General features: G+C 60.5%; 21 protein-coding genes. 5 read left to right on the top strand and 16 right to left on the bottom strand.

Annotated elements, in window-relative coordinates:
• Window positions 1–42: 42 nt before the first annotated feature.
• From AB4Y36_RS22735 to AB4Y36_RS22725, 3 genes are all read right to left on the bottom strand, one after another.
• Entirely contained in the window at window positions 43–462 is a 420-nt protein-coding gene (locus AB4Y36_RS22735; RefSeq protein ID WP_368684134.1) for an SRPBCC family protein, read from the bottom strand.
• 9 nt (window positions 463–471) lie between these two features.
• On the bottom strand, window positions 472–1488 hold the full coding sequence (locus tag AB4Y36_RS22730; RefSeq protein ID WP_368684246.1) for an aldo/keto reductase: 1017 nt from the start codon (window positions 1486–1488) through the stop codon (window positions 472–474).
• A gap of 193 nt (window positions 1489–1681) precedes the next feature.
• Window positions 1682–2353: a response regulator transcription factor gene (locus tag AB4Y36_RS22725; RefSeq protein ID WP_368684133.1), complete on the bottom strand. Its 672-nt coding sequence runs from the start codon at window positions 2351–2353 to the stop codon at window positions 1682–1684.
• Between the two features lie 253 nt (window positions 2354–2606).
• Between AB4Y36_RS22725 and AB4Y36_RS22720 the strand changes: the two genes are divergently transcribed.
• Window positions 2607–2996 carry a response regulator transcription factor gene (locus AB4Y36_RS22720; protein ID WP_368617876.1) on the top strand — a complete coding sequence of 130 codons (390 nt, stop codon included), beginning with the start codon at window positions 2607–2609 and terminating at the stop codon, window positions 2994–2996.
• A 30-nt stretch (window positions 2997–3026) separates the two neighbouring features.
• Here AB4Y36_RS22720 and AB4Y36_RS22715 read toward each other — a convergent pair whose 3' ends face one another.
• Window positions 3027–4247 carry an MFS transporter gene (locus AB4Y36_RS22715; RefSeq protein ID WP_368684132.1) on the bottom strand — a complete coding sequence of 407 codons (1221 nt, stop codon included), beginning with the start codon at window positions 4245–4247 and terminating at the stop codon, window positions 3027–3029.
• Between the two features lie 261 nt (window positions 4248–4508).
• Between AB4Y36_RS22715 and AB4Y36_RS22710 the strand changes: the two genes are divergently transcribed.
• Complete coding sequence (locus AB4Y36_RS22710; protein ID WP_368684131.1) at window positions 4509–4982, top strand: hypothetical protein; 474 nt, start codon at window positions 4509–4511, stop codon at window positions 4980–4982.
• A gap of 27 nt (window positions 4983–5009) precedes the next feature.
• Here AB4Y36_RS22710 and AB4Y36_RS22705 read toward each other — a convergent pair whose 3' ends face one another.
• Complete coding sequence (locus tag AB4Y36_RS22705) at window positions 5010–5804, bottom strand: SDR family NAD(P)-dependent oxidoreductase (protein ID WP_368684130.1); 795 nt, start codon at window positions 5802–5804, stop codon at window positions 5010–5012.
• A 216-nt stretch (window positions 5805–6020) separates the two neighbouring features.
• On the opposite strand from AB4Y36_RS22705, the gene AB4Y36_RS22700 reads away from it, so the two are divergent.
• Complete coding sequence (locus AB4Y36_RS22700) at window positions 6021–6212, top strand: hypothetical protein (RefSeq protein WP_368617872.1); 192 nt, start codon at window positions 6021–6023, stop codon at window positions 6210–6212.
• A 53-nt stretch (window positions 6213–6265) separates the two neighbouring features.
• Window positions 6266–6550, top strand: a complete 285-nt coding sequence (locus AB4Y36_RS22695) for a DUF4148 domain-containing protein (protein ID WP_368617871.1) — start codon at window positions 6266–6268, stop codon at window positions 6548–6550.
• Here the strand turns inward: AB4Y36_RS22695 and AB4Y36_RS22690 are convergent.
• The 9 genes from AB4Y36_RS22690 to AB4Y36_RS22650 form a co-directional block, all read right to left on the bottom strand.
• Window positions 6535–8082, bottom strand: a complete 1548-nt coding sequence (locus AB4Y36_RS22690) for a winged helix-turn-helix domain-containing protein (RefSeq protein WP_368684129.1) — start codon at window positions 8080–8082, stop codon at window positions 6535–6537. The two genes, AB4Y36_RS22695 and AB4Y36_RS22690, sit on opposite strands and share 16 nt — an antisense overlap.
• Before the next feature lie 302 nt (window positions 8083–8384).
• Window positions 8385–8708 carry a Rieske (2Fe-2S) protein gene (locus tag AB4Y36_RS22685; protein ID WP_368684128.1) on the bottom strand — a complete coding sequence of 108 codons (324 nt, stop codon included), beginning with the start codon at window positions 8706–8708 and terminating at the stop codon, window positions 8385–8387.
• Window positions 8708–10732: an AraC family transcriptional regulator N-terminal domain-containing protein gene (locus AB4Y36_RS22680; RefSeq protein WP_368684127.1), complete on the bottom strand. Its 2025-nt coding sequence runs from the start codon at window positions 10730–10732 to the stop codon at window positions 8708–8710. Before AB4Y36_RS22680 ends, AB4Y36_RS22685 begins: the two co-directional genes overlap by 1 nt.
• A 17-nt stretch (window positions 10733–10749) precedes the next feature.
• Window positions 10750–11064 (bottom strand): MmoB/DmpM family protein, encoded by a 315-nt coding sequence (locus tag AB4Y36_RS22675; protein ID WP_368617867.1) that lies wholly within the window; start codon window positions 11062–11064, stop codon window positions 10750–10752.
• Between the two features lie 6 nt (window positions 11065–11070).
• Window positions 11071–11370 (bottom strand): toluene-4-monooxygenase system B family protein, encoded by a 300-nt coding sequence (locus AB4Y36_RS22670; protein WP_368684126.1) that lies wholly within the window; start codon window positions 11368–11370, stop codon window positions 11071–11073.
• A 1-nt stretch (window position 11371) separates the two neighbouring features.
• Window positions 11372–12877, bottom strand: coding sequence for a toluene monooxygenase (locus AB4Y36_RS22665; protein ID WP_368684125.1), 1506 nt, complete (start codon window positions 12875–12877; stop codon window positions 11372–11374).
• A gap of 46 nt (window positions 12878–12923) precedes the next feature.
• Window positions 12924–13406: a nuclear transport factor 2 family protein gene (locus AB4Y36_RS22660; protein WP_368617864.1), complete on the bottom strand. Its 483-nt coding sequence runs from the start codon at window positions 13404–13406 to the stop codon at window positions 12924–12926.
• Window positions 13407–13443: 37 nt separating this feature from the next.
• On the bottom strand, window positions 13444–13884 hold the full coding sequence (locus AB4Y36_RS22655; RefSeq protein ID WP_368617863.1) for a nuclear transport factor 2 family protein: 441 nt from the start codon (window positions 13882–13884) through the stop codon (window positions 13444–13446).
• Window positions 13881–14987, bottom strand: a complete 1107-nt coding sequence (locus AB4Y36_RS22650) for a type 1 glutamine amidotransferase domain-containing protein (protein ID WP_368684124.1) — start codon at window positions 14985–14987, stop codon at window positions 13881–13883. The genes AB4Y36_RS22655 and AB4Y36_RS22650 overlap by 4 nt, the downstream gene beginning before the upstream one ends.
• A 160-nt stretch (window positions 14988–15147) precedes the next feature.
• Here AB4Y36_RS22650 and AB4Y36_RS22645 point away from each other — a divergent pair, with 160 nt between their 5' ends.
• Entirely contained in the window at window positions 15148–18111 is a 2964-nt protein-coding gene (locus tag AB4Y36_RS22645; RefSeq protein WP_368684123.1) for a winged helix-turn-helix domain-containing protein, read from the top strand.
• Window positions 18112–18127: 16 nt separating this feature from the next.
• On the opposite strand, the gene AB4Y36_RS22640 is transcribed toward AB4Y36_RS22645, so the two are convergent.
• Entirely contained in the window at window positions 18128–18541 is a 414-nt protein-coding gene (locus AB4Y36_RS22640; protein WP_368617860.1) for a GFA family protein, read from the bottom strand.
• 77 nt (window positions 18542–18618) lie between these two features.
• The gene (locus AB4Y36_RS22635) at window positions 18619–19044 is read right to left on the bottom strand and encodes an OsmC family protein (protein WP_368617859.1); all 426 of its coding nucleotides are present in this window, start codon (window positions 19042–19044) and stop codon (window positions 18619–18621) included.
• Window positions 19045–19217 lie beyond the last annotated feature (173 nt).

The raw sequence follows: 19217 nt of genomic DNA, 5'->3' as shown, positions 1-19217 counted from the left end.
GCATCGGTATGAGGATAGTTATTTAGGCCGTATGTGCCGGAATCATGTGTGCTTTGCCAATTGCGCCTTGAGCGCGTCAAGTCCGCCTTCATAGATTTGCGCGAAAAGGCGCGACGCTTCCTGCTCCGTCACGCCAACCGGCACAAACTTGCCCGACCACTCCACGCGACAGGTCATTGCACCCTTCTCCACCACGCTCAATGTCGAAACATAATCGCTCACTGGAAAGGGCGCTTTCAGGATCGCATAGCTGTAGCTGCGCGAAGCTTCGCTAAACGAAAGCATGCGCTCGACAATCGGATCGCCAGCTGGATTGGCGAGATGACGCACACGGCCGCCATCAGTCAATTCGCTCTTCGGTATATAGGGCAACCAGTCAGGTAACGAACCGAACCCACCGATCAATTGCCAGACCTTTGCGGCCGGCAACGCGACTTCGAGCGCTGCGAAAGCTTCCGCCATGATGTCCCCCTACTTGCTGTCGATGGGTAACGGCGCCAGCGGCGATACCAGGCCCTGCTCCCGCATCTCGCGCCAGAAGTCATGAGGAATCGGCACCTTCAGCGCGGCGACGTCTTCCGCGATACGCTCGGGCCGGCTCGCGCCCGGTATGACCGCGGCCGTGGCTGGATGCGCGAGCACGAACTGCAGGGCCGCTGCCTTGACGGGAATCGCGTAGCGTTCCGCGAGCGCCCGAATTCGCGCGACCTTTGCAAGGATTTCCGGTGAAGCCTTCTGATATTCGAAATGCGTGCCGCCGGCCAGCACGCCCGAGCTATACGGGCCACCCACGACAATGTCGACCCCTTTCTCGAGCGCGGCGGGCATCAACCGCTGCAGCGCGACTTCATGATCCAGAAGCGTATAGCGCCCCGCCACCAGCATGCCATTGGGCTTCGCATCAGCCAGCCCGAGCGTCAACTCGATCGGTTCGACGCGATTCACACCGAGGCCCCAACCTTTGATGACGCCCTCGTCGAGCAGCTTCGACAACGCGCGAAATGCGCCGGTGTGCGCCACTTCGAATTCCTTGAGCCACGCGTCGCCATGGAAGTCCTGCGCGATATCGTGGACCCAGACGAAATCGATGCGATCGACCTGAAGACGTTTCATGCTGTCTTCGAGCGATTGCATGGTGCCGCGCTCTGAGTAGTCGTAGAGAATCTTGTTCGGCAGTGCAAATTCGAACAGTCCGCCCTTTTCGCCAAAATCCCGCTCGCCGGTTTCGACTTCATCGAGAATCAGGCGGCCGACTTTGGTGCTGAGAATATAGTCGTCGCGTTTGTGCTTCGACAGCGCTTTGCCGATACGCAACTCGGAAAGCCCTGCGCCGTAAAACGGTGCGGTATCGAAATAACGTACACCCTGCTGCCACGCCGACTCGACCGTTTCCAGCGCTTCTTCCTCGGGAATATTGCGGAACATGTTCCCGAGTGGGGCGGCGCCAAATCCCAGCGGACCGTTCAACAAACTGCTTCGAATACTCATCTCTGACTCCCACTCTGGTATGAGTCTCCCTGGTAGTTGTCCGAACGATACCGCCGCGTCGCACGCAATACCAGCCATACGAGCGGCTGTGGCGTGACGTGGAAAGCGCTTCTGTCTAATACTTTCGTTTAACTCAAGAAAAATTATTTCTGGCGCGTGCGTGAATCGGCGCAATGGATCAGACGATGGTGTGCTATGAGCGGCGGCGTGTCGGCGTGCGAGGCACTACGCCCAGCATTTGCGCCTGGCGGACAAGATCGACCACCGAATGAATGCCCATCTTGCGCATGACCTGTCCGCGATGCAATTTCACCGTGATCTCGCTGACATGCATTTCCTCGGCGATCTGCTTGTTCAGCAGACCGGCTAGCACGAACTCCAGCACCTCGTGCTCTTTCGGCGTGAGCGCTTCGAAACGTTGGCGCAGTTCGGCCAGTGCGGAGTCCGAAGAGAGGCGTGCCGCGTCGCGCATGAGCGCCTGCGCCACCGCATCGAGCATGTCCTGCTCACGAAACGGCTTCGTGAAGAAGTCCACCGCTCCTGCTTTCATCGCTTTGACCGACATCTCGACGTCGGCATAACCGGAGATGAAAAGGATCGGAATATGCGGCGCGATTTTCGCTATCGACCGCTGGAACGCGAGCCCGTTTTCTCCCTTCAGCCGCACGTCGAGAATGAGGCAGCTCGGCACATCGTCGCGCGCAAAATTGACGAACGCGTGCGGCGAATCGAAAAGCTCCACACGATGTCCAACCGAGCGAAGCAGGCCGCCTAGCGCGAGTCTCATTTCCTCGTCGTCGTCGATCACATAGACAACCGACGGCCCTGGCGTGCCGCTGTTGTCCGCTGTAGTCGACCTGGCCATGATAGTCATCCGACTTTCCTCGGGCGTCACGACGCTCGCGTGTCGCGGCAGGCGATTGCACCGCTCAGCGTACGCTGCATACGTAAGAAAACGATTAAGGACCGACGACTCTACCCCGATTCCATTGTAGCAGCGCGCTAAAACTCCAAACCGGCCAGATGACAGCCGATATTATACGAACGTATGGTTATCGAAAGTTGTTTGTCGGACTAGTCTACGAGGCAGATCTTCTGTTCCCCATTAGGTGCACATCGTGACGCCTGTCGCCCTTGTTTCCATAGTCGAAGACGACGAATCCATGCGCATTGCAACGGCGAGCGCCATACGGTCGATGGGTTGGGAAGTCCTGACATTCGAATCCGCGGCCGCGTTTCTGGATTCGGGCGCCGTTAGCCAAACAAACTGTCTGATCAGCGACGTCAGTATGCCGGGCATGTCGGGCATCGAAATGCATGCCTGCCTGCTGGCCAACGGCTACGCGCCTCCCACCATCTTCCTCACGGGCTATCCCACCGCACGCGACGAAGCCGCTGTCCTCGCCAACGGCGCGCTGGCCTACCTGCCCAAACCTACGGACTTCGATATCGTCGCAAGGAGCGTCAAATGTGCGCTTGATAAAGCGAGGTCTCCACGCGCGGATTGAAGCCCCGCGCCTTCTTTAGTTCACTTCCATTCAGACCAGGCGGCGCGCGCCAAACGTGAAGGCGAAAACCAGCAGCCCCGCGAGCGTCAACGCAAAACCCGCCCAAACCGCGGACAGCAGGCCCCACCCGGCTCCGATCGCCAGCGCCCCGGCCCAGGCGCCAAGCGCATTCGCGACGTTCAGCGAAGCGAGATTCATGGCCCCCATCAGCGTCGCGGCTTCAGGCGCGAGTGCCGTGAGACGAACCTGGATGGTCGGAATGGCGCCCATCATGGTCGCACCGATACCAAGCAGCGAAAGCATCAGCACCCACACCGAGTCGCCGAACAGCGCCAGCAGCGCTAATACGACGAGCGCAGAACCGAAGCCCAATAACAGTCCCATCGCGTTGTGCTTGTCGGCAATGTGCCCTCCCGCGGCATTGCCGAGCGTCATGCCGATACCGAAGAGCGCCAGTGCAACGGGAATCGCCGATGCGTGCAACCTGGCGACGTCGGTAACGAAGGGTCCAATGAACGTGTAGACCGCAAAGATACTGCCGACACCCAGCGCGGCGACGCTCATCATGACCCAGACCGACGGCTTGCGCAGCGCGCCGAGTTCCTGCTTCAACGGGCCGCCATTCAACGCATCGTTCACCGGCACCCAGGCCCACAACGCGGCAAGCGCGAGCAGCGCCAGCACGCCGACGGCAATATACGTTTCCCGCCAGCCGAGTGTCTGCCCGAGGAATGTCGCGAGCGGCGAACCGAATATCGTCGCTATCGTCAGCCCGGTCATCACGAATGCAAACGCCTTGCCCGACGCGCCGGGCCCAACGATATACGACGCCACAAAAGCGCCGGCGCCGAAATACGCGCCTTGTGGCAAACCGCTGATGAACCGGGCGACTGCGAGCATGCCGATATGGGTCGCCGCGGCGGAAAGCAGGTTGCCCGCGGCGAACACCGCCATCAGGATCAGCAAGAGCGTTCGCCGGTTCAGCCTTGCCGCCGCCAACGTCAACACCGGCGCGCCAATGACGACGCCAAACGCATAGGCCGTGACCGCATGGGTCGCGCGCGGAATACTGATATCGAGGTCCGACGCGAAGAGCTGCAGAATGCCCATGCTCGCGAACTCCGAGGTGCCGATGCAAAAGCTCCCGAGCGCAAGGGCAAACAACGTGCGGCCACGCTTGTCTGCCTCCGACTCCTTCGTGCAATGGATTTCAACGGCTTCGCACTCCGCCGCGTACGCTTTTTCATGCATGGCAAATCCCACGGTCGATCACAGGCCTCTATCGCCGCGCCGCAGTTCCTCAAAGCTTAGAAACGGCGCCGGTGAAATGACAGTAAATTTCGGTTAAAAAAGGTAGCTACGCTACGTCGGGCTTCGCGCCTCTCTTCCGGGCCGCGCGGGCCCGTTTTTCTGCGCAATTTGCGCGTCCATCGAGAAAGAACACTTGCTACACCGCCTCCATACTGGCTTCGCGTAGTCGATCGTGTTCTACCCGAAGTCGTTGAGGTTGTCATGAAAGCCGAAGACAGTTACTTTGCACACGCAGAATTCCCGCACTCCTTTGTCGACATCGATACGAGTGAAACCACCCTGCCCCAACGCATTGCGCTGGGAACGATGTCGAAGGCGTCGATCGTCATGGTCTGGCTGTGGGCGCTCTTCGAAACCCGCTGGGAACTCGCAGGCGAGACGGAGGTGCTTCCTGTCGCGGCGTTGCTCGTCGCCAAAGTGATCCTCACCGTCATCGTGATCTGGACACTGCGCCGCGCCCATCTTGCGCTCGCCGTGTTTTCGTTTTGCTGTGCCGTGAGCATCATCGTCATCGCCATGGCGCTGCCGCGTATGTACTCGCTTTCGCCGTGGTTCTTTTGCCTCTCGCTGGTTGAAACCGTCCTCAAGACGGCGGCACTGGCCTCGCTCGCGTTCGACTACTTGCGCCCGGACAGAAGGGTCGAGGAAGCCGAGCCGCCCTGGCGGACGAGGTAGGCCCGGCTATGCCTGCTCGCGTGTGCGTCAGCCGATCGTATCGACGATCCCGCCTTCCACTTTCAGTGCAGCGCCCGTCGTGGCCGAAGCCTGCTGCGAGCAGACGTAGATCACCATATTGGCCACTTCTTCGGTCGTCGCGGCGCGCCGGATAATCGACGAACCACGCGTATTGATGACAAATTCGTTGAGCACCTGATCCGGCGTCTTGCCTTGCGCTTTCGCGGTTGCGGCGACCATATCGAGCGCGCCTTCGGAGAGCGTCGGCCCGGGCAATACCGCGTTCACGGTCACGCCGCTATTTGCGGCGAACTTTGCGACGCCCCGTGAAATGCTCAATTGGGCCGTTTTCGTGAAGCCGTATGCGAGCATATCGGGCGGTATCGCCAGTCCCGATTCCGACGAAATGAACACGATTCTGCCCCAGCGCCGGCGCATCATGCCGTCGAGATAGGCGCGCGTCATGCGCACGCCCGACATCACGTTGACCTGGAAGTAGCGCTCCCATTCCGAGTCCACCGTGCTCAGGATATCGCCGGGCCCGAAGAAGCCAAGGTTGTTCACGAGGATGTCCGCTTCGGGCACCTGCTCGACAAACGCAGTGACGCCTTCGAGCGTGCCGAGGTCACACGCCACGCCGCTGACGTTCGCGCCCGGCACGCTGGCTTTGATACGCGCGATGGCGCTGTCCACTGCGTGCTGTTTGCGTCCATTAACGATCGTCAGTGCGCCGCTTGCAGCGAGCCCCGTTGCGATTGCAAGCCCGATACCGGAACTGGACCCGCTGACCACCGCACTCTTGCCACTCAAATCGATATTCATCTCGACCTCCATGAAAACATTGGCGCGAAACTCGCGTTGACTGCCTACGCGAACCGTTCGCTAAATATTAAGACATGCCAATCGATTTGTCAGAGAGGGGGGGCTATGCGCCGATTCGGGCAAAGCCGCAACTTGCAGCGCTTTCTGGAAAGCCGCGACGGGCAGGCAATGCGAATATGGCTTTGCCGTGATTCAGGCCACTCGAGGAGTATGAACATGAAGCTCATGAAAGCAACCATTCTTTTTGTCTTTCTGGTGCCCGTGCTTTCTCAGGCGCAATCCGCCATGCCGGCAAACGACTCCCAGAGCGGGTCTCCGGGTATGCAACAAATGCAGAACGGGAATACACCAGGCAATGGCGAATGTGTGGGTCCGCACAGTTACTGCAACTTGTTCACCGGAAGTTAGCGGCATAAGACAGTGCAGCTTGACGGCTTCGTCTACACGGCGGGATCAGCGAAATGGATTTGCGTATTCTCACGATAGTCGTCGTCCAGCTCGGACTATCGCCCGCCGCTTCTCTCGCCCAACAGGCGTCAGGTCCATGCACGCGAGCCGAGGTGCTGCAGCATCTCTATGACCTGGAAAGCGAAGGCTTTTGGCCCACCCAGGCGTCCGAACTTCGCTTCCCTCTCAACATCGAGGCGGCCGAAGCCCGCCTCGCTGCCCGGCAAGCGGCACAGACGCAAGGCAGCGGCGATCCGCCAGCGCAATCTCCCACGAACCAGACTCATTGCTTTCGCTGATCATTCGCGCGCGACTTCCTGCGTGGCTCCATGGCGGTTTTTGCCTCGGTCGGCGCGAACAAACCGGGAAGCCGTTCGGCGTAGCGCCGTGTGATCTGCTCTAGCTCACCGCCATCGGCAAGTTTTTGCAGCGCATAAGCGCGCGTGGTATTGAGCAAGCGATATCGAGTGGTCGAACCGCTCACGTCGGCTGACAGGAGCGATTTTTCGACGAGCTGGGCCACGCTGCCAATCACATCGCTCGTGGTGATCTCTCCATCTTCTGCGAGCGCGCTCGCAGCTTCGAGCGTAAACGGACTCGCGAACAAGGAAAGGCGTCGCAGTATCGTACGCTCCACTCTCGGCAACAGCTCGTAGCTCCATTCGAGCGCGGCTGCGAGCGTCCGATGACGCAACAGCGTCGTACGCCGGCTCTGATTCAACAACCGTCTGTTGTCGTCGAGCAGCAAGGACAGCCCGCGCAGACCGAATGCATCGAAGCGTGTCGCGACCAGTTCGATCGCGAGAGGCAGGCCGTCCAGATTGCGACAGATTTCTCCGACGATCGGCGCATTCTCGTCGCTCAATGCGAATCCCTGCTGGCCCGCAGCGGCGCGATCGACGAACAGCTGGACAGCGGAGAACGTCAACGCCTCCGACGCCGTGAGCCCGACAGCGTCGGGTGGACTCGGCAACGGCAGCAACCGGTGCAAATACTCGCCACTGGCTCGCAGCGATTGACGGCTCGTCGCCATAATGGCGACATTCGGTGCGCCTCGCATCACCTGTTCCACGAACAGCGCCGCCTCGTCTATCACGTGTTCACAGGTGTCGAGCACGATCAGCATCTGCCGCTCGCGTAGATGCGCCATGATTGCCGACTGTTTATCTGCACTGCGAATGATTAGACCGAGCGCACCGGCAACGGTGGCAATGAATGCGCCCGGTTCCGCTACCGACCCTAGATCGACGAAGCTCACGCCGTGCGCATAGTTCTCGCACGCTCCTTGCGCCGTACACAGCGCCACGGCCGTCTTGCCGATGCCGCCGGGGCCGACCACCGTCACGAGGCGTTGGCGCGACAAGGCATCGCCGAGCCTCTCGATGGCGTCTGCGCGACCGATCGTGTGGGTCGGTATCGCCGGAAGGCGGCAGGCGGCCAGAGCCGCGCCGTTGCGCCGCGCCGTCACCTTTTGCTCGATGTACTCGACCGGGGCGACGAAGGTGTAGCCTCGTCCGCTGATCGTGGCGAGATACCGGTTTCCGCGCAGGCCGTCTCCAAGCGCCCTGCGAAGCGCTGCGATATGGACTTTGAGATTGCCCTCGTCGACCACGGCGTCTGGCCACGCGCGCGCAATCAGGTCGCTCTTGCTGACCAGTTCGCCCGCATTCTCGACGAGCGCCGTGAGAAGAAGCAGCGCGCGGCTGCCGATATGCACAGGCGCGCCATCCTCGAGCAGCAATTGCTGCCCGGGAATCAAACGGAACGGGCCGAACGAGAAGGAGCCCGCAGCGCCCGGCGACCGGGCTGAAGCGGTCGGGCGCGGTTTCATGGCAGCCAACCGCCAAAGACTGACCAGCATCGCATGGTGCCCTCCTGAGTCGCGAAGCATGCGCCGGCAAAGCGGATCAACGATGTCTCGCCGCCTGCCCGGCTTGCCTTCATTGAAGGCAAGGGTTGCGGGCTCGTACAGCGCGCCGGCTTGCATTTGCAGGAATTCACGCGAATCTCGCAGGATTCGACGCCATGGCGGCCGGATGCCGCTCAAGGCGTATCAGTACAACGCGGGATTCGAGGCACGGCTAACGCGTGACGCGCGGCCGCCGCATCGTTAGGGCAATTGAACTGAAGAATCTACGACTGGCTCGATGCGACCAGGATGCGCCCGTTCACGATCCGCACCCGGTACGGCTTCAATTGCGGGCCGCTGGGGTTGATTCCGTGGCCGCTATGTGCACAGAACTCCCACCGGTGATTCGGGCACACAACGACGCCATTGGCGAATTCGCCGTCGCTGAGGCGGCCGCCCATGTGCGGGCAACGGTTCTCATACGCGAGAACCGCACCGTCGATATTGATCATCAGCAGCGGACCAAGCACGGACTCTACAGCGACCATTTCGCCGATCCAGAGGTCGTCGGCGTCCATGACGTCGATCCAGGAGGGGTCCTGCACCATTACGTCCCCGGTTCGGTCGTCTCCATCACATTGAGCGTCGGCTTGCCGCGAAACTGGTTCGCGTATTGGCTCGGGGCCTCGCCAAAATAGCTGGTAAATGCCTTCACGAAATGCGACGGACTCGCATAGCCCGTGCGAGCAGCGGCTTCGCTCACGCCCCAGCCCTCTCGAATCATCAAGACGCGTGCGCGCTCTAGCCTCAACTGCTTGAGGAAGTGATACGGCGAGACACCGATAATCTCCTTGAACGAATGGGCGAGCGTCGACGTGCTCGCCCCCACCGCACGGGCGATGTCGTCGATGGTGATCGATTTGTTGAACTCGGACTGCATATAGCGAATCGCCGCGAACACCTTGCGCGACGTTTTTCCGTACAGTGCTGCCGTCACGAGGCGCGGCGCCTGGTCCTGACGTAGCAGCCGGAAAACGATCTCCCGCAGAAAAAGCGGTCCGAGCAGGCGGCGCTCACTATCGTCGTCGAGCGTCTTCAGAAAGCGTATGACCGCGTCGCGCAGGTCGCCGTCGAATTTCGACACGTAGGCTTCTTCCTCCTCATCCGTGCCTGCCTGGGCTTCCAGCCCGGGCAGGCTTTCGATCAACACTTCGGCGACCGCCGCCGCCGGAATCTGCAAGATCATCGAAAGAAACGGTTGCGCAGGAGAGCCTTCGAGAATCTCAGCCTGCAACCGCGTCGCTCGATTGATCAGAAAATAGTTTGCGGGGTCGAAGAAGTATCTGCGTCCATTGATCGTCACGCGTTTGCGTCCCTGCACGACAATGCAGAACGCCAGCGAGGCCGTCTGATCCCAGTGCGGCGCCACCGCGCTTTCGAAGCGGTAGAACGTGAGTCCGGTCCATCGGCACGGATTGGCGCCCGGGGCCATAGCGTATTTTTCGAACAGTGCGATCAGCGGGTCGCTGAGCAGGGGCGCCATGTATTGCGGCGACGCCGATGGTTGCGCGGGGTTTTTCGCGGCAACAACGGTCTTCTCCAGGTCTTCGGTAATGCCGGCCGCCTCCAGGGACGCCGCAATGGCATTGCGGGCCGCCTCGAGCGTCTTCAGTTCTTCCTGCCCCGGCGACGACACGCTGGTGAGCAACGTCGCGAGGCCGCCGGCGGCATCCTCGGCGCGGCCGCGCCACTTTTTGACCCAACGCGCGAAACTTCCGACGTTATCCGGGTTGCGCGCGATCGCAAAACGAGCAAGCGCGCAACTCCAGCGCGCGGCGCGAGCCGAATCCCTGGCCAGGTTCGTGAGGAGCAGCCAGGTCAGGTCGTCGCGATTCTTGCGCGCAACGTTCCCGAGTTGCGCCAGCAGAACTTCGTCGAGCGCCGGGCGCAACACGAGATTCACCGCGGTCAGGCACTCGGCCCAATCGTAAGTGATCAGCGCGGTCTCCAACGCCTTCCTGGCGGGCTGCCAGCCCAGATCTGCCTCCCAGATGCGCCGCGCGTCGACCAGCACATGAACGTCGGGACGCGCGAGTTGCAGCTGGCGCGTGCGGTACGCAATCAGCGAGCCGCGCCGCAACAGGTCGCCGGCCGCGAATGCAGCGCAATTCGTGATGTACGACGAAGGGGCGATCGTGCCCAGGTAGGCTTGCGTCATCTGCAGCCCGTGAACCGGATAACGGGTTGGTATGAGCACATGTGCCAGCGTGTCCAGCCAACGCGCCGAGACGTCGCTGTCATGCGCCGTGCGCTCGTATTGGTCGAGCACACCTTTCATGACGCTTTCCTGTTCGTCCTGGGTCGTTACGTACTTGCGATACGTCATCTCGTCCGGGTCGCGGAATTCGTTCCACTCCGCAACCTGCACCGGCGACTTGTCGCGATACGTCAAGTACCACATGTTGGCCGGCGTGGTCGGATTCAACTCGAAGGCAGCCGTTCGGCGCTTGCGCAGCGTGTAATTCACTTCGTGCGTGACGATTTCATATTCGCTCGGCACGCGGCGCATCTCGCCGAACACACTCCATGTGCGCAACGGTTTCGCTTTCGCATTCGAGGCGGAGTCATCCATTATCAGCATCCTTATGTTCAGCGCCTATGCGTTGCACGTTCGACATCAGACCGGTACTGCCATGTCACTTCGTCCGACGTCGTCTCGATGCGGCCGGCAAACGAAGCGAGCATCTGCTCCAGTTCGCGCATCTGGTACGGCCTTCCGACCTGCCGTTCGATCGAATCCCGGCTCACGCGAAGAAACCCTTCCGCCTGTACCCTTATGTATGCGCCGCGATCGACAAGCTCGATCTCCCGATCCGGGTTGTCCTCCACGATGGCGCGCACCACCGCATCGACGTCGTCGACCATGCGCAGCACGGGTCCCACCAGGTTCGTTGAGCGCGTCATTTCCGCTCACTCCGCGTAACGCACAGTCAGGCATTGAAGCGCATCGATACCGGCGCCTGTGACCGTCTCGCTCATCGGCAACGCGACGCCGTTGAAATAGACGACCATCGGCGCCTCTCTGCGCGGCACCCGGATACCGACCGACTGTGCGGCGACCTTCTCTGCGACCTCCGCGATGGTGTCGGTATCACGCACAAAAACGAGCTGGGTAACGATGTCGCCAATGAATAGCGCGTTGATCGCCAGGGTGGTGGGCTGCGTATTGCTGGTTGCCCCGGTTGTGCTCGTTGTGCTGGTTGCATTCATATCAAGCCTGCGCCGCGGTTTTATCGTCACGGTACGAGTACGCCCACGCGTAATTCTTTGCATCCTTCCCCATTACCTCGGGCGTGAGCCCCATGTAATCGAGAACGCCTGCGAGCGTTTGCGGGTGCACCTCTCCACCCAGAAGCCGTTCGACCACCGTCTTCTGGTGAATTGTGTCCTTGTCTTCCCACCAGATCTGCCGGCACGGTTTCGAGCAGAAATGGTAGGTGTAGCCATTGTGTTCGAGCGGATAGCTGCGCACCGGATACCGGTCGTTGTTCGGCGCACCCGCCGTACCGATAGGCAGATGGCAACAGTTGCATAGCCAGGGAAGCGTTTTTGGCAGCGTTTTCTCTTCCTGCCCGCTATTGATGTTCGCAATAATCGTGTCCCAGCCCGGGCCGAATTCCTTTTCCCAGCGCGGGTACTTTTCGCGCAGCCATGCCCGTTCGTCTTCGCTCACACCGCCCTGCGGCTTCCACCAGACTGTGGGACGCCAGAACCAGATTCCCATCTGGAGCGAGTGATGCCACACGTCGAGCCCATCGATGAATTCCTGCCAAAACCAGGGCCGCTTCAAACCATATTCCTGCAAGGTGCGCTGATACTGATTGACGACCCACTCTTCCATGAACTCCTTGTACGAAAGTTTCCGGTGCTCCAGCGGTGTGTAGTAATCCATACAAATCCCGCTGATCACCGCGAAAAGCCGTGCGCTTATCCAGAACGTCTTGTCGATCAGCCACTGCGCCCGTTTCGGATCGTGCCGCATCAGTATTTCGATCGTAGGATGCCCCTGCTGCGCGTGGCGCGCCTCGTCCGTCTGCACGGACGAAATCATGTTTGCAAAATTGATGTCGGCGGAGCTGAGCGCATCTGCCGCCAAGCCGATGAACTGAACGTTGGTAAATGCCGTCTCGAACGTAAACGGCAATTGAATGGCAATATCGACCGCGCTCGGATTCACCATCATGCCGTCGAATGCCGCCCGTCCGGCTACGGCCACCCATTCGTCGGTGTGATAGGTCTTGAGCGCCCAATCGTATTGCTGGTCCCGGCTGATGAATTCGTGGGCGAACAGCAAGTCGAGCTGAGCGTGACGGATTTCATCGAGCGCACCGAACATCGCCATTTGCCGCCACGCCGGCGCCAAACCAAAGCGCGCCATGCGCAATTCCGCGAGCACCGCCAGGTATTCGATCAGCGAGACCGCGCCGTAGTGAATTTTCGACACCGACTTCCAGCCCTCGTCGAGCTGCTCGAAGATCGACGAGCGTCGCAATGCCGACTTCACGGCATAGGCCGAAGCTTCCTTCTCTCGCTGCGTCGCAACGTACTCCGGATAGGTGATCTTGTACGGCTCGTCCCACTGCTTCCATGCGTCGATGGGCACCTTACCGGTGCCGGACAACCATTCGGGAAAAACCGCGTCCTGGTCGACGTACGAGAGCGTCCATTCGACGTCGCGATACACGTCGTACCAATCTTCACGCCTGAGTGAAGTCATCAATATCTCCTTCGCGCTTTCCCGGAAGATCTGGTTGCCGGGGGCATCAGTCACATTCAAGCCGTCCGAGTTGCCGATACCAGTCCGCGGTGTCCCAATAGGCGACGATGTCGTCGATCAGCCCTTCGCGATTGACATGGAAGAGAAAAAGATGCGCCAGATCGTAATGCTCGCCGCTGTTCGCGAGTGTGCCGAACGCCTTGGCCTGGGTGCCGGAGATCGTGACCTCGGCCGCCACGTTGCCCTCCTCGTCGTTGCCGATCCACTGCACGTCGTTGGTCAGGTCGGGAAAAGCGTCGATCAACGAGGACCACCAGGTTTTCCCGACTCCGCGCACCTTGCCGTCGCCGCGCACCACTCGCTGCCTGCGCATGACCTCGGCCGGTACATAGCGAAAGTTCGCGTTGTCCACGCACGCATCGACCATGCCCTCGACGTCCTGGCGTCGATATGCGTCGAAGAACCGGAGCACCGCGCGGCTGGCGCGTTGCCCGGCGGTGATCGCACGGCCCTCCGGGACTTCAGGCATCGGTGTCTCCTTGTCCGATTCGGCAAAGCGCCGCGAATCAGAATGACGCGGTGATCGTTACGCGATCCAGACGCCGTACGGCGAGTCGCCGGTATAGCTGATTCTGGCACCAGAACAGCTTGACCGCCTCGATGCGATCGCTACGCGTATGCAGCAGCCACGCTTCGTCGAGATCGATATGCTTTTCCTGATTGATTACGCCGAGAAATTCGCCCGCCTGCGTGCCATCGAATGTCGTCTCCACGGCCACGACATCTTCATGCGTTGCGAACATGCGCCGCGTGCTCAACGTCAAGTCCGGAAACGCGGAAAACCAGTTCTCGAAGAATCGGCGCCCTTCAGCATGAATGGGGCCGTCGAGCGCAAGAGGAACAATATGAATGGAGCAGTGCGGGGAGCAGGAGGTGAGGGCGCCGTCGACATCATGCCGAGCGAGACAGCCAATGAATGCATGGGCGACTTCGAGGGCGATGCTCATGCCGCACTCCCTTGCAGGACACCGAGTTTGCGCAACACCGCTTCCGCACAGGCCTCATCGGACATCTGATTCTGTGCCGTAAGCAAATGACGGTCAACAACCACATGGGACACCCACGGGGGCGCTTCGTCATAGACGACGCCCCGGTTCTTCAACTCGCTTTCGAGAAACCACGGGGGCCGCCGCAGTCCGACGATCGCCTGGTCTTCTTCCTCATTGCTGAATGCCGCCACCCGATAGCCGTCGAATAGCCACCCACCATCGGGACCGTTGCCTACCGATAGCAGCGCGGCGGGTCCATGGCAGAGCAGCGCGATCAGGCTCCGCCGGGAATGCGCGAGGCGCAGCACGCGCTCGACATCGCGGTTGTCCGGCAGATCGACGATTGCGCCGTGTCCGCCAGGAATGAACACCGCGTCGAACGAAAGAATTTCCTCGTCTGACAGACTGCCGAGATCGTATGGCGCGTTCAGCGCGCGATCATTCGCCAGCGAATGAGCACAGGTTTGCGCCAGACGTTCACTATCGTGCTTCACCGAATCGGCCAAGACTTGCGCCCGCGCGGGCGGCACGATCGTGCTGATTTTCGGCCGCGCGGCGAGCGCTTCGAGAAAGCCGATGTCGTGTTTCCAGCTTTCCTTTGCCGCCGCTTCTACGTTGGTGCGCGCCAACCCGTGTTCGATATTCGCAAACGTCAAGGCTTCGTACACGCGGCGCGATGCGATCAAGTCGAGTTCCGTGAAGTGATGCAGCGTAAAGCGAACCCCTTCCGGATCGTCGGCGAAGGATCTCACGATGGCGGCGAGGAAGTCCCTGTCCGTGTCGGGATAATGAAATCGGGGCTCCAGGCTGAAGGGATCCGCAATGCCAGGTCGCCCGTCCACTGTGTGGATTCGCACGTCCACGCCGGCAGCGCGAAAACGCCTGAGCGGTGTGTAGACTTCATCGGCCCAGTAGCCGGTGGGCAACGTTTCGCCGCCTTCGAGCGGAAGCTCGCGTGCGCTGGAAACGATCATCAGGATGCGCCGCATATGGGGCCCCTCCTCGACTGATTTATAGTCTGCGAGGAAATATCCTGCAATTCGGCCGCCCCAAATGCCCATTCCTGCAACGCCGGGCGCTCGGTGCCACGTGGGGCGGCTGCGCGAAACGTATGAAAAATCGAAACTTGCGAGCGCAGCCATCGCCGGTCGATAGAATGACGCTCGCAAAGCCATTTGATCGCAGAAATGCAAACACGGGCATCTGCGCGGCGGTTTCCCCATGACGATGCTGACGCCAATTCGGGGCTCAATCATGCAAAGGTTGCCAATCAACGAAGGGCTGAGCGATGAGGCACGCCCGACCGCCGAAAGCGGAGTGGCTTACCGGTTTGGTTCGTTCCACCTGATTCCCTCACAGAACACCTTGCTCGACGGCGCCACGCGCGTACTGATTGGTGGTCGAGCGCTCGACTTGCTGACCGCGCTCGTCGAGCGTCGCGGGGAACTCATCACCAAGCAAGAGCTCATGGCTCGCGCGTGGCCGAAGAATGTCGTGGAGGAAGGCAATCTCAAGGTGAATATCGCAGCCTTGCGCAAAGCATTGGGAGACGCGCCTCAGGGCCAGCGCTTTATCGCGACGGTGGTCGGCCGCGGCTATCAATTCGTCGCGCCGGTCGAGCGCGAAACGCTGTCCGGCGCCGTGACACCAACTCAAACGCGTCCCCAGGTTTCGCACAACATTCCCGCCGCATTGATTCGACCGATCGGACGGGCGAAGACGATTCACGATCTGCTGAAGCGGCTCTCGCGCGTACGGCTTCTGACGGTGGCAGGGCCCGGAGGAATAGGCAAGACGACGGTCGCGCTGGCGGTTGCCCGCGAATTGGTCGCACTGGGCGAGCACGACGTCTGGTTCGTCAACCTTTCCCGGCTATCCGACGCGCGCTTCGTGCCTCATGCCGTCGCCAGCACGATCGGCCTCGTCGTTCACTCGGATGACATCGTGCGCGCGCTGGCGAATTACCTCCGGCTTCGGAATCGTCCACAGCTCATCGTGCTCGACAGCTGCGAACAGATCGTCGAGGCAGCAGCAATCATCGCCGAGCAGATGATCGCGGCGGCCCCGCAAATCCATGTTCTCGCGACCAGCCGTGAGCCGCTGCGCGCCGTTGGCGAATACGTGTACCGGCTCGAAGCGCTCGAAAGCCCTCCTGACACGGCACACGTGACGATCGACGCCGCGCGTCGGTACCCCGCTGTCGAGCTGTTTATCGAGCGAGCCATTGCCGCACGCGGCGACTTCGAGCCGTCCGACGAAGATGCGCCCGTCGTCGCGCAAATCTGCCGGCGGCTGGACGGCATTGCGCTGGCGATCGAGCTTGCGGCAACGCGTCTGGATGCCTTCGGCATTCGGGAATTGCACGATTTGCTCGACGACCGCTTTTCCGCGCTCGCGCAGGGGCGACGCACGGCTCCGGAGCGGCAGAGAACGCTGCTGGCCACACTCGACTGGAGTCATCAGTTGTTGCCCGCGGTCGAACGCGTCGTGCTGCGCCGCTTGGGCATATTTCCGGGCATCTTTTCGCTCGCCTCTGCGGCTGCTGTCGTGGGCGACGAAAACCTGCCCTACCCGAGTGTGATCGATGCGGTTGCAAGCCTCGTGTCGAAGTCGATGCTGTCGGCAAACGTCGCCAACGATCCCTTGCGATATCGACTTCTCGACACGACTCGTGATTACGCGAGACGCAAGCTTGCAGATGCGAATGAACTGGACCTGGTCTCCCGTCGCCACGCCGGGCATTTTCATGACTTGTACGCGCGTGTCACGGACTGCTGGAACCGGCCGCCCGATACACGATGGCTGGCAAATCACATCCCTACGATCGACGACGTCAGAGCCGCACTGAACTGGGCATTCTCCGCGCAAGGAGATTCATCGCTGGGCATCGCGCTCACCGTTGCCGCTATTCCTGCGTGGATCCGGCTCTCCTCGCTAGACGAATGCCGCAGTCGCATCGAGCATGCACTTTATCGCGCAGATGCCCGCTCGCCCACGCTCGACAGGCATCGGATGAAACTCTACACGGCGCTTGCCGCCGCCGCACTCTATACACGCGGCATGGTCTCTCAAGTCGACGCTGCATGCACCGCCGCACTGGCCATTGCGGAGCGGCTTGACGATAAGGAATATCAATTACGTTCGTTGTTCGCCGCCTGTTGTGGCCTGGTGTATTCAGGAAGACACCGTGCCGCAGACGATCGACTGCTGAAGTTCCGCTCCATTGCGAATGGAACACAGAATGAGACCGCGATATCGGAAGGAAACCGGCTTACCGCGTTTGCATGGCATCACATGGGCAAGCAAACCGAAGCTCGGCGATTGCTCGAGCGTGTGCTCGAATGGTACGACTCGCCTCACCATCAGTCGCAACTCTCCGCCAACCATGTAAGCGGAAGCGAGGGGACCCGTTCGTTGATGGCCAGCGTCCTGTGGACGCTGGGATGTCCGGAACGAGCGCTCAAGGAGGCGCGCCAGGCGCTCTTCGACGCACAAGAAAGCGGCCATACGCTGACGATTGGCTACGTACTCGTGTTTGCCTTCGTTCCGCTCGCGCTCTACGCAGGAGATCTCGCCTCGGCTGAAGGCGCCCTGATCACTTTGCAGGACACCGTGGCGAAGCACGGGCTGGCCCTCTTCGAGGCGATGGCGCGCGGTCTTCATGGTGCGTTTCTGGTCGAGAAAGAGAACCCTGCCGGGCTCCCGATCCTCCTCGAAGCGTTGGCGCAACTCGAGCGCGAGCACATCGGAATGCGTTATCCGATGTTTGCGGGGATGTATGCCCGGGGCTTGCTGCGCTTCGGCGATCACGCACGAGCGCTGGCGGCGATCGAGGATGCACTGGCGTGGTCAAAGGCGCACGAAGAACTGTGGTGCATTTCGGAGTTAGTCAGGATCAAGGGCGACATACTCGCTACGCACGACGAACTCGATCCGCGCGGTGCATCCGAAGCGCTTTACCTGCATGCCATCGAAGTCGCGCAGCAGCAAGGCGCGCTGTTCCTGGCACTACGCGCCGCGAAGAGCCTCGCCCGCCTCAAGCTGAGGCAAGGTAAGACCGCAGAAGTGGAGTCCGTGCTTGCGCCGATCTACGGCAAATTCACCGACGGGTTCGAAATCATTGATGTAAAGGAATCGCGGGAGTTGCTTGCCAGTGTTCACCTGGCGTCCCGAAAATTCGAATGACAAGGTCTCCCGCGTGTCACGTCGGCATGTTCTGGAATTGCGGAACGTCGAGATGGTTGAGCCATTTGTACCGGCGCTTCGTGTACATCTCCAGAACGGGCTGAATACCATCGGGACGGTCGAGGCTGCCGATCATGACGAACACCGTATCCGGAAACGCGCCTGAATTGTTTGAAAAGAGGCGAGATCCACACTCAGGACAAAAATTGCGATCTATCCTCTTGCCGGAGTCCGCTATGTAGGAGAACGAGCGCGGATTTCCACTCAGCAGCGTGAAAGCACTTTCAGGAACACCGAAAAAAGTCGCCATGACCCCGCCACTCGCCTTCTGGCAATCCAGGCAGTAGCAATCGGCAATAAACGTGGGATCGGCATCGAACTGGAACTTGACGGCGCCGCACGCGCAACGACCTGAGTATGTCTTTGGCATGGCCTGTTGCCTCATCAGTCAGGGAAAACCCGGATTACATGCTGTACCCGAACTTCGTCCGCGGAGTCGCGAAACCATCAAGTCTCGAGCTTCGCGTCCATCGTGATGGTGGCGTTCAAGACCTTCGACACTGGGCAACCGGCTTTCGCATCTGCCGCTGCCTTGTCGAACACCTGCTTGTCTGCGCCGGGGATGTTCACCACCACGTCGAGGTGCGAAGCGGTCACCGCGAAGCCGCCATTGATCATCTCGAGCGTGACCGTCGCTGTCGTGGAGATGCGTTCGGGCTTGACGTTCGCTTTACCCAGCTCCGCAGACAGCGCCATCGAAAAGCATCCGGCATGCGCTGCCGCGATCAGCTCTTCAGGATTCGTGCCGATACCATTTTCAAAGCGTGTCGAGAACGAATACTGTGTGTCCTTGAGGACGCCGCTATCTGTAGATATCGAGCCGTTTCCGTCTCTCAGCCCTCCCTCCCAGATCGCCGATGCTTTGCGCTTCATGCTGTCCTCCTGTCATGTCGGACTCGAAACGATTTCCTCAGTCAACGTTAATTCAATTCGGCTGATCCGTGCCGCGACTCGTGCGTGTACGCAAGCCGTTCAATTGCGATATCGACGGATCCGCACCGCTTCGACCACGTGCGGACACGTTCCGGATAATTACGCTAGACTGG

The sequence above is a fragment of the Paraburkholderia sp. BR10936 genome, assembly GCF_040965735.1.
Lineage (GTDB): Bacteria > Pseudomonadota > Gammaproteobacteria > Burkholderiales > Burkholderiaceae > Paraburkholderia > Paraburkholderia nodosa_A.
Note: the sequence above shows the minus strand (reverse complement) of the source record. Positions and strands in the feature narration are given on the sequence as shown.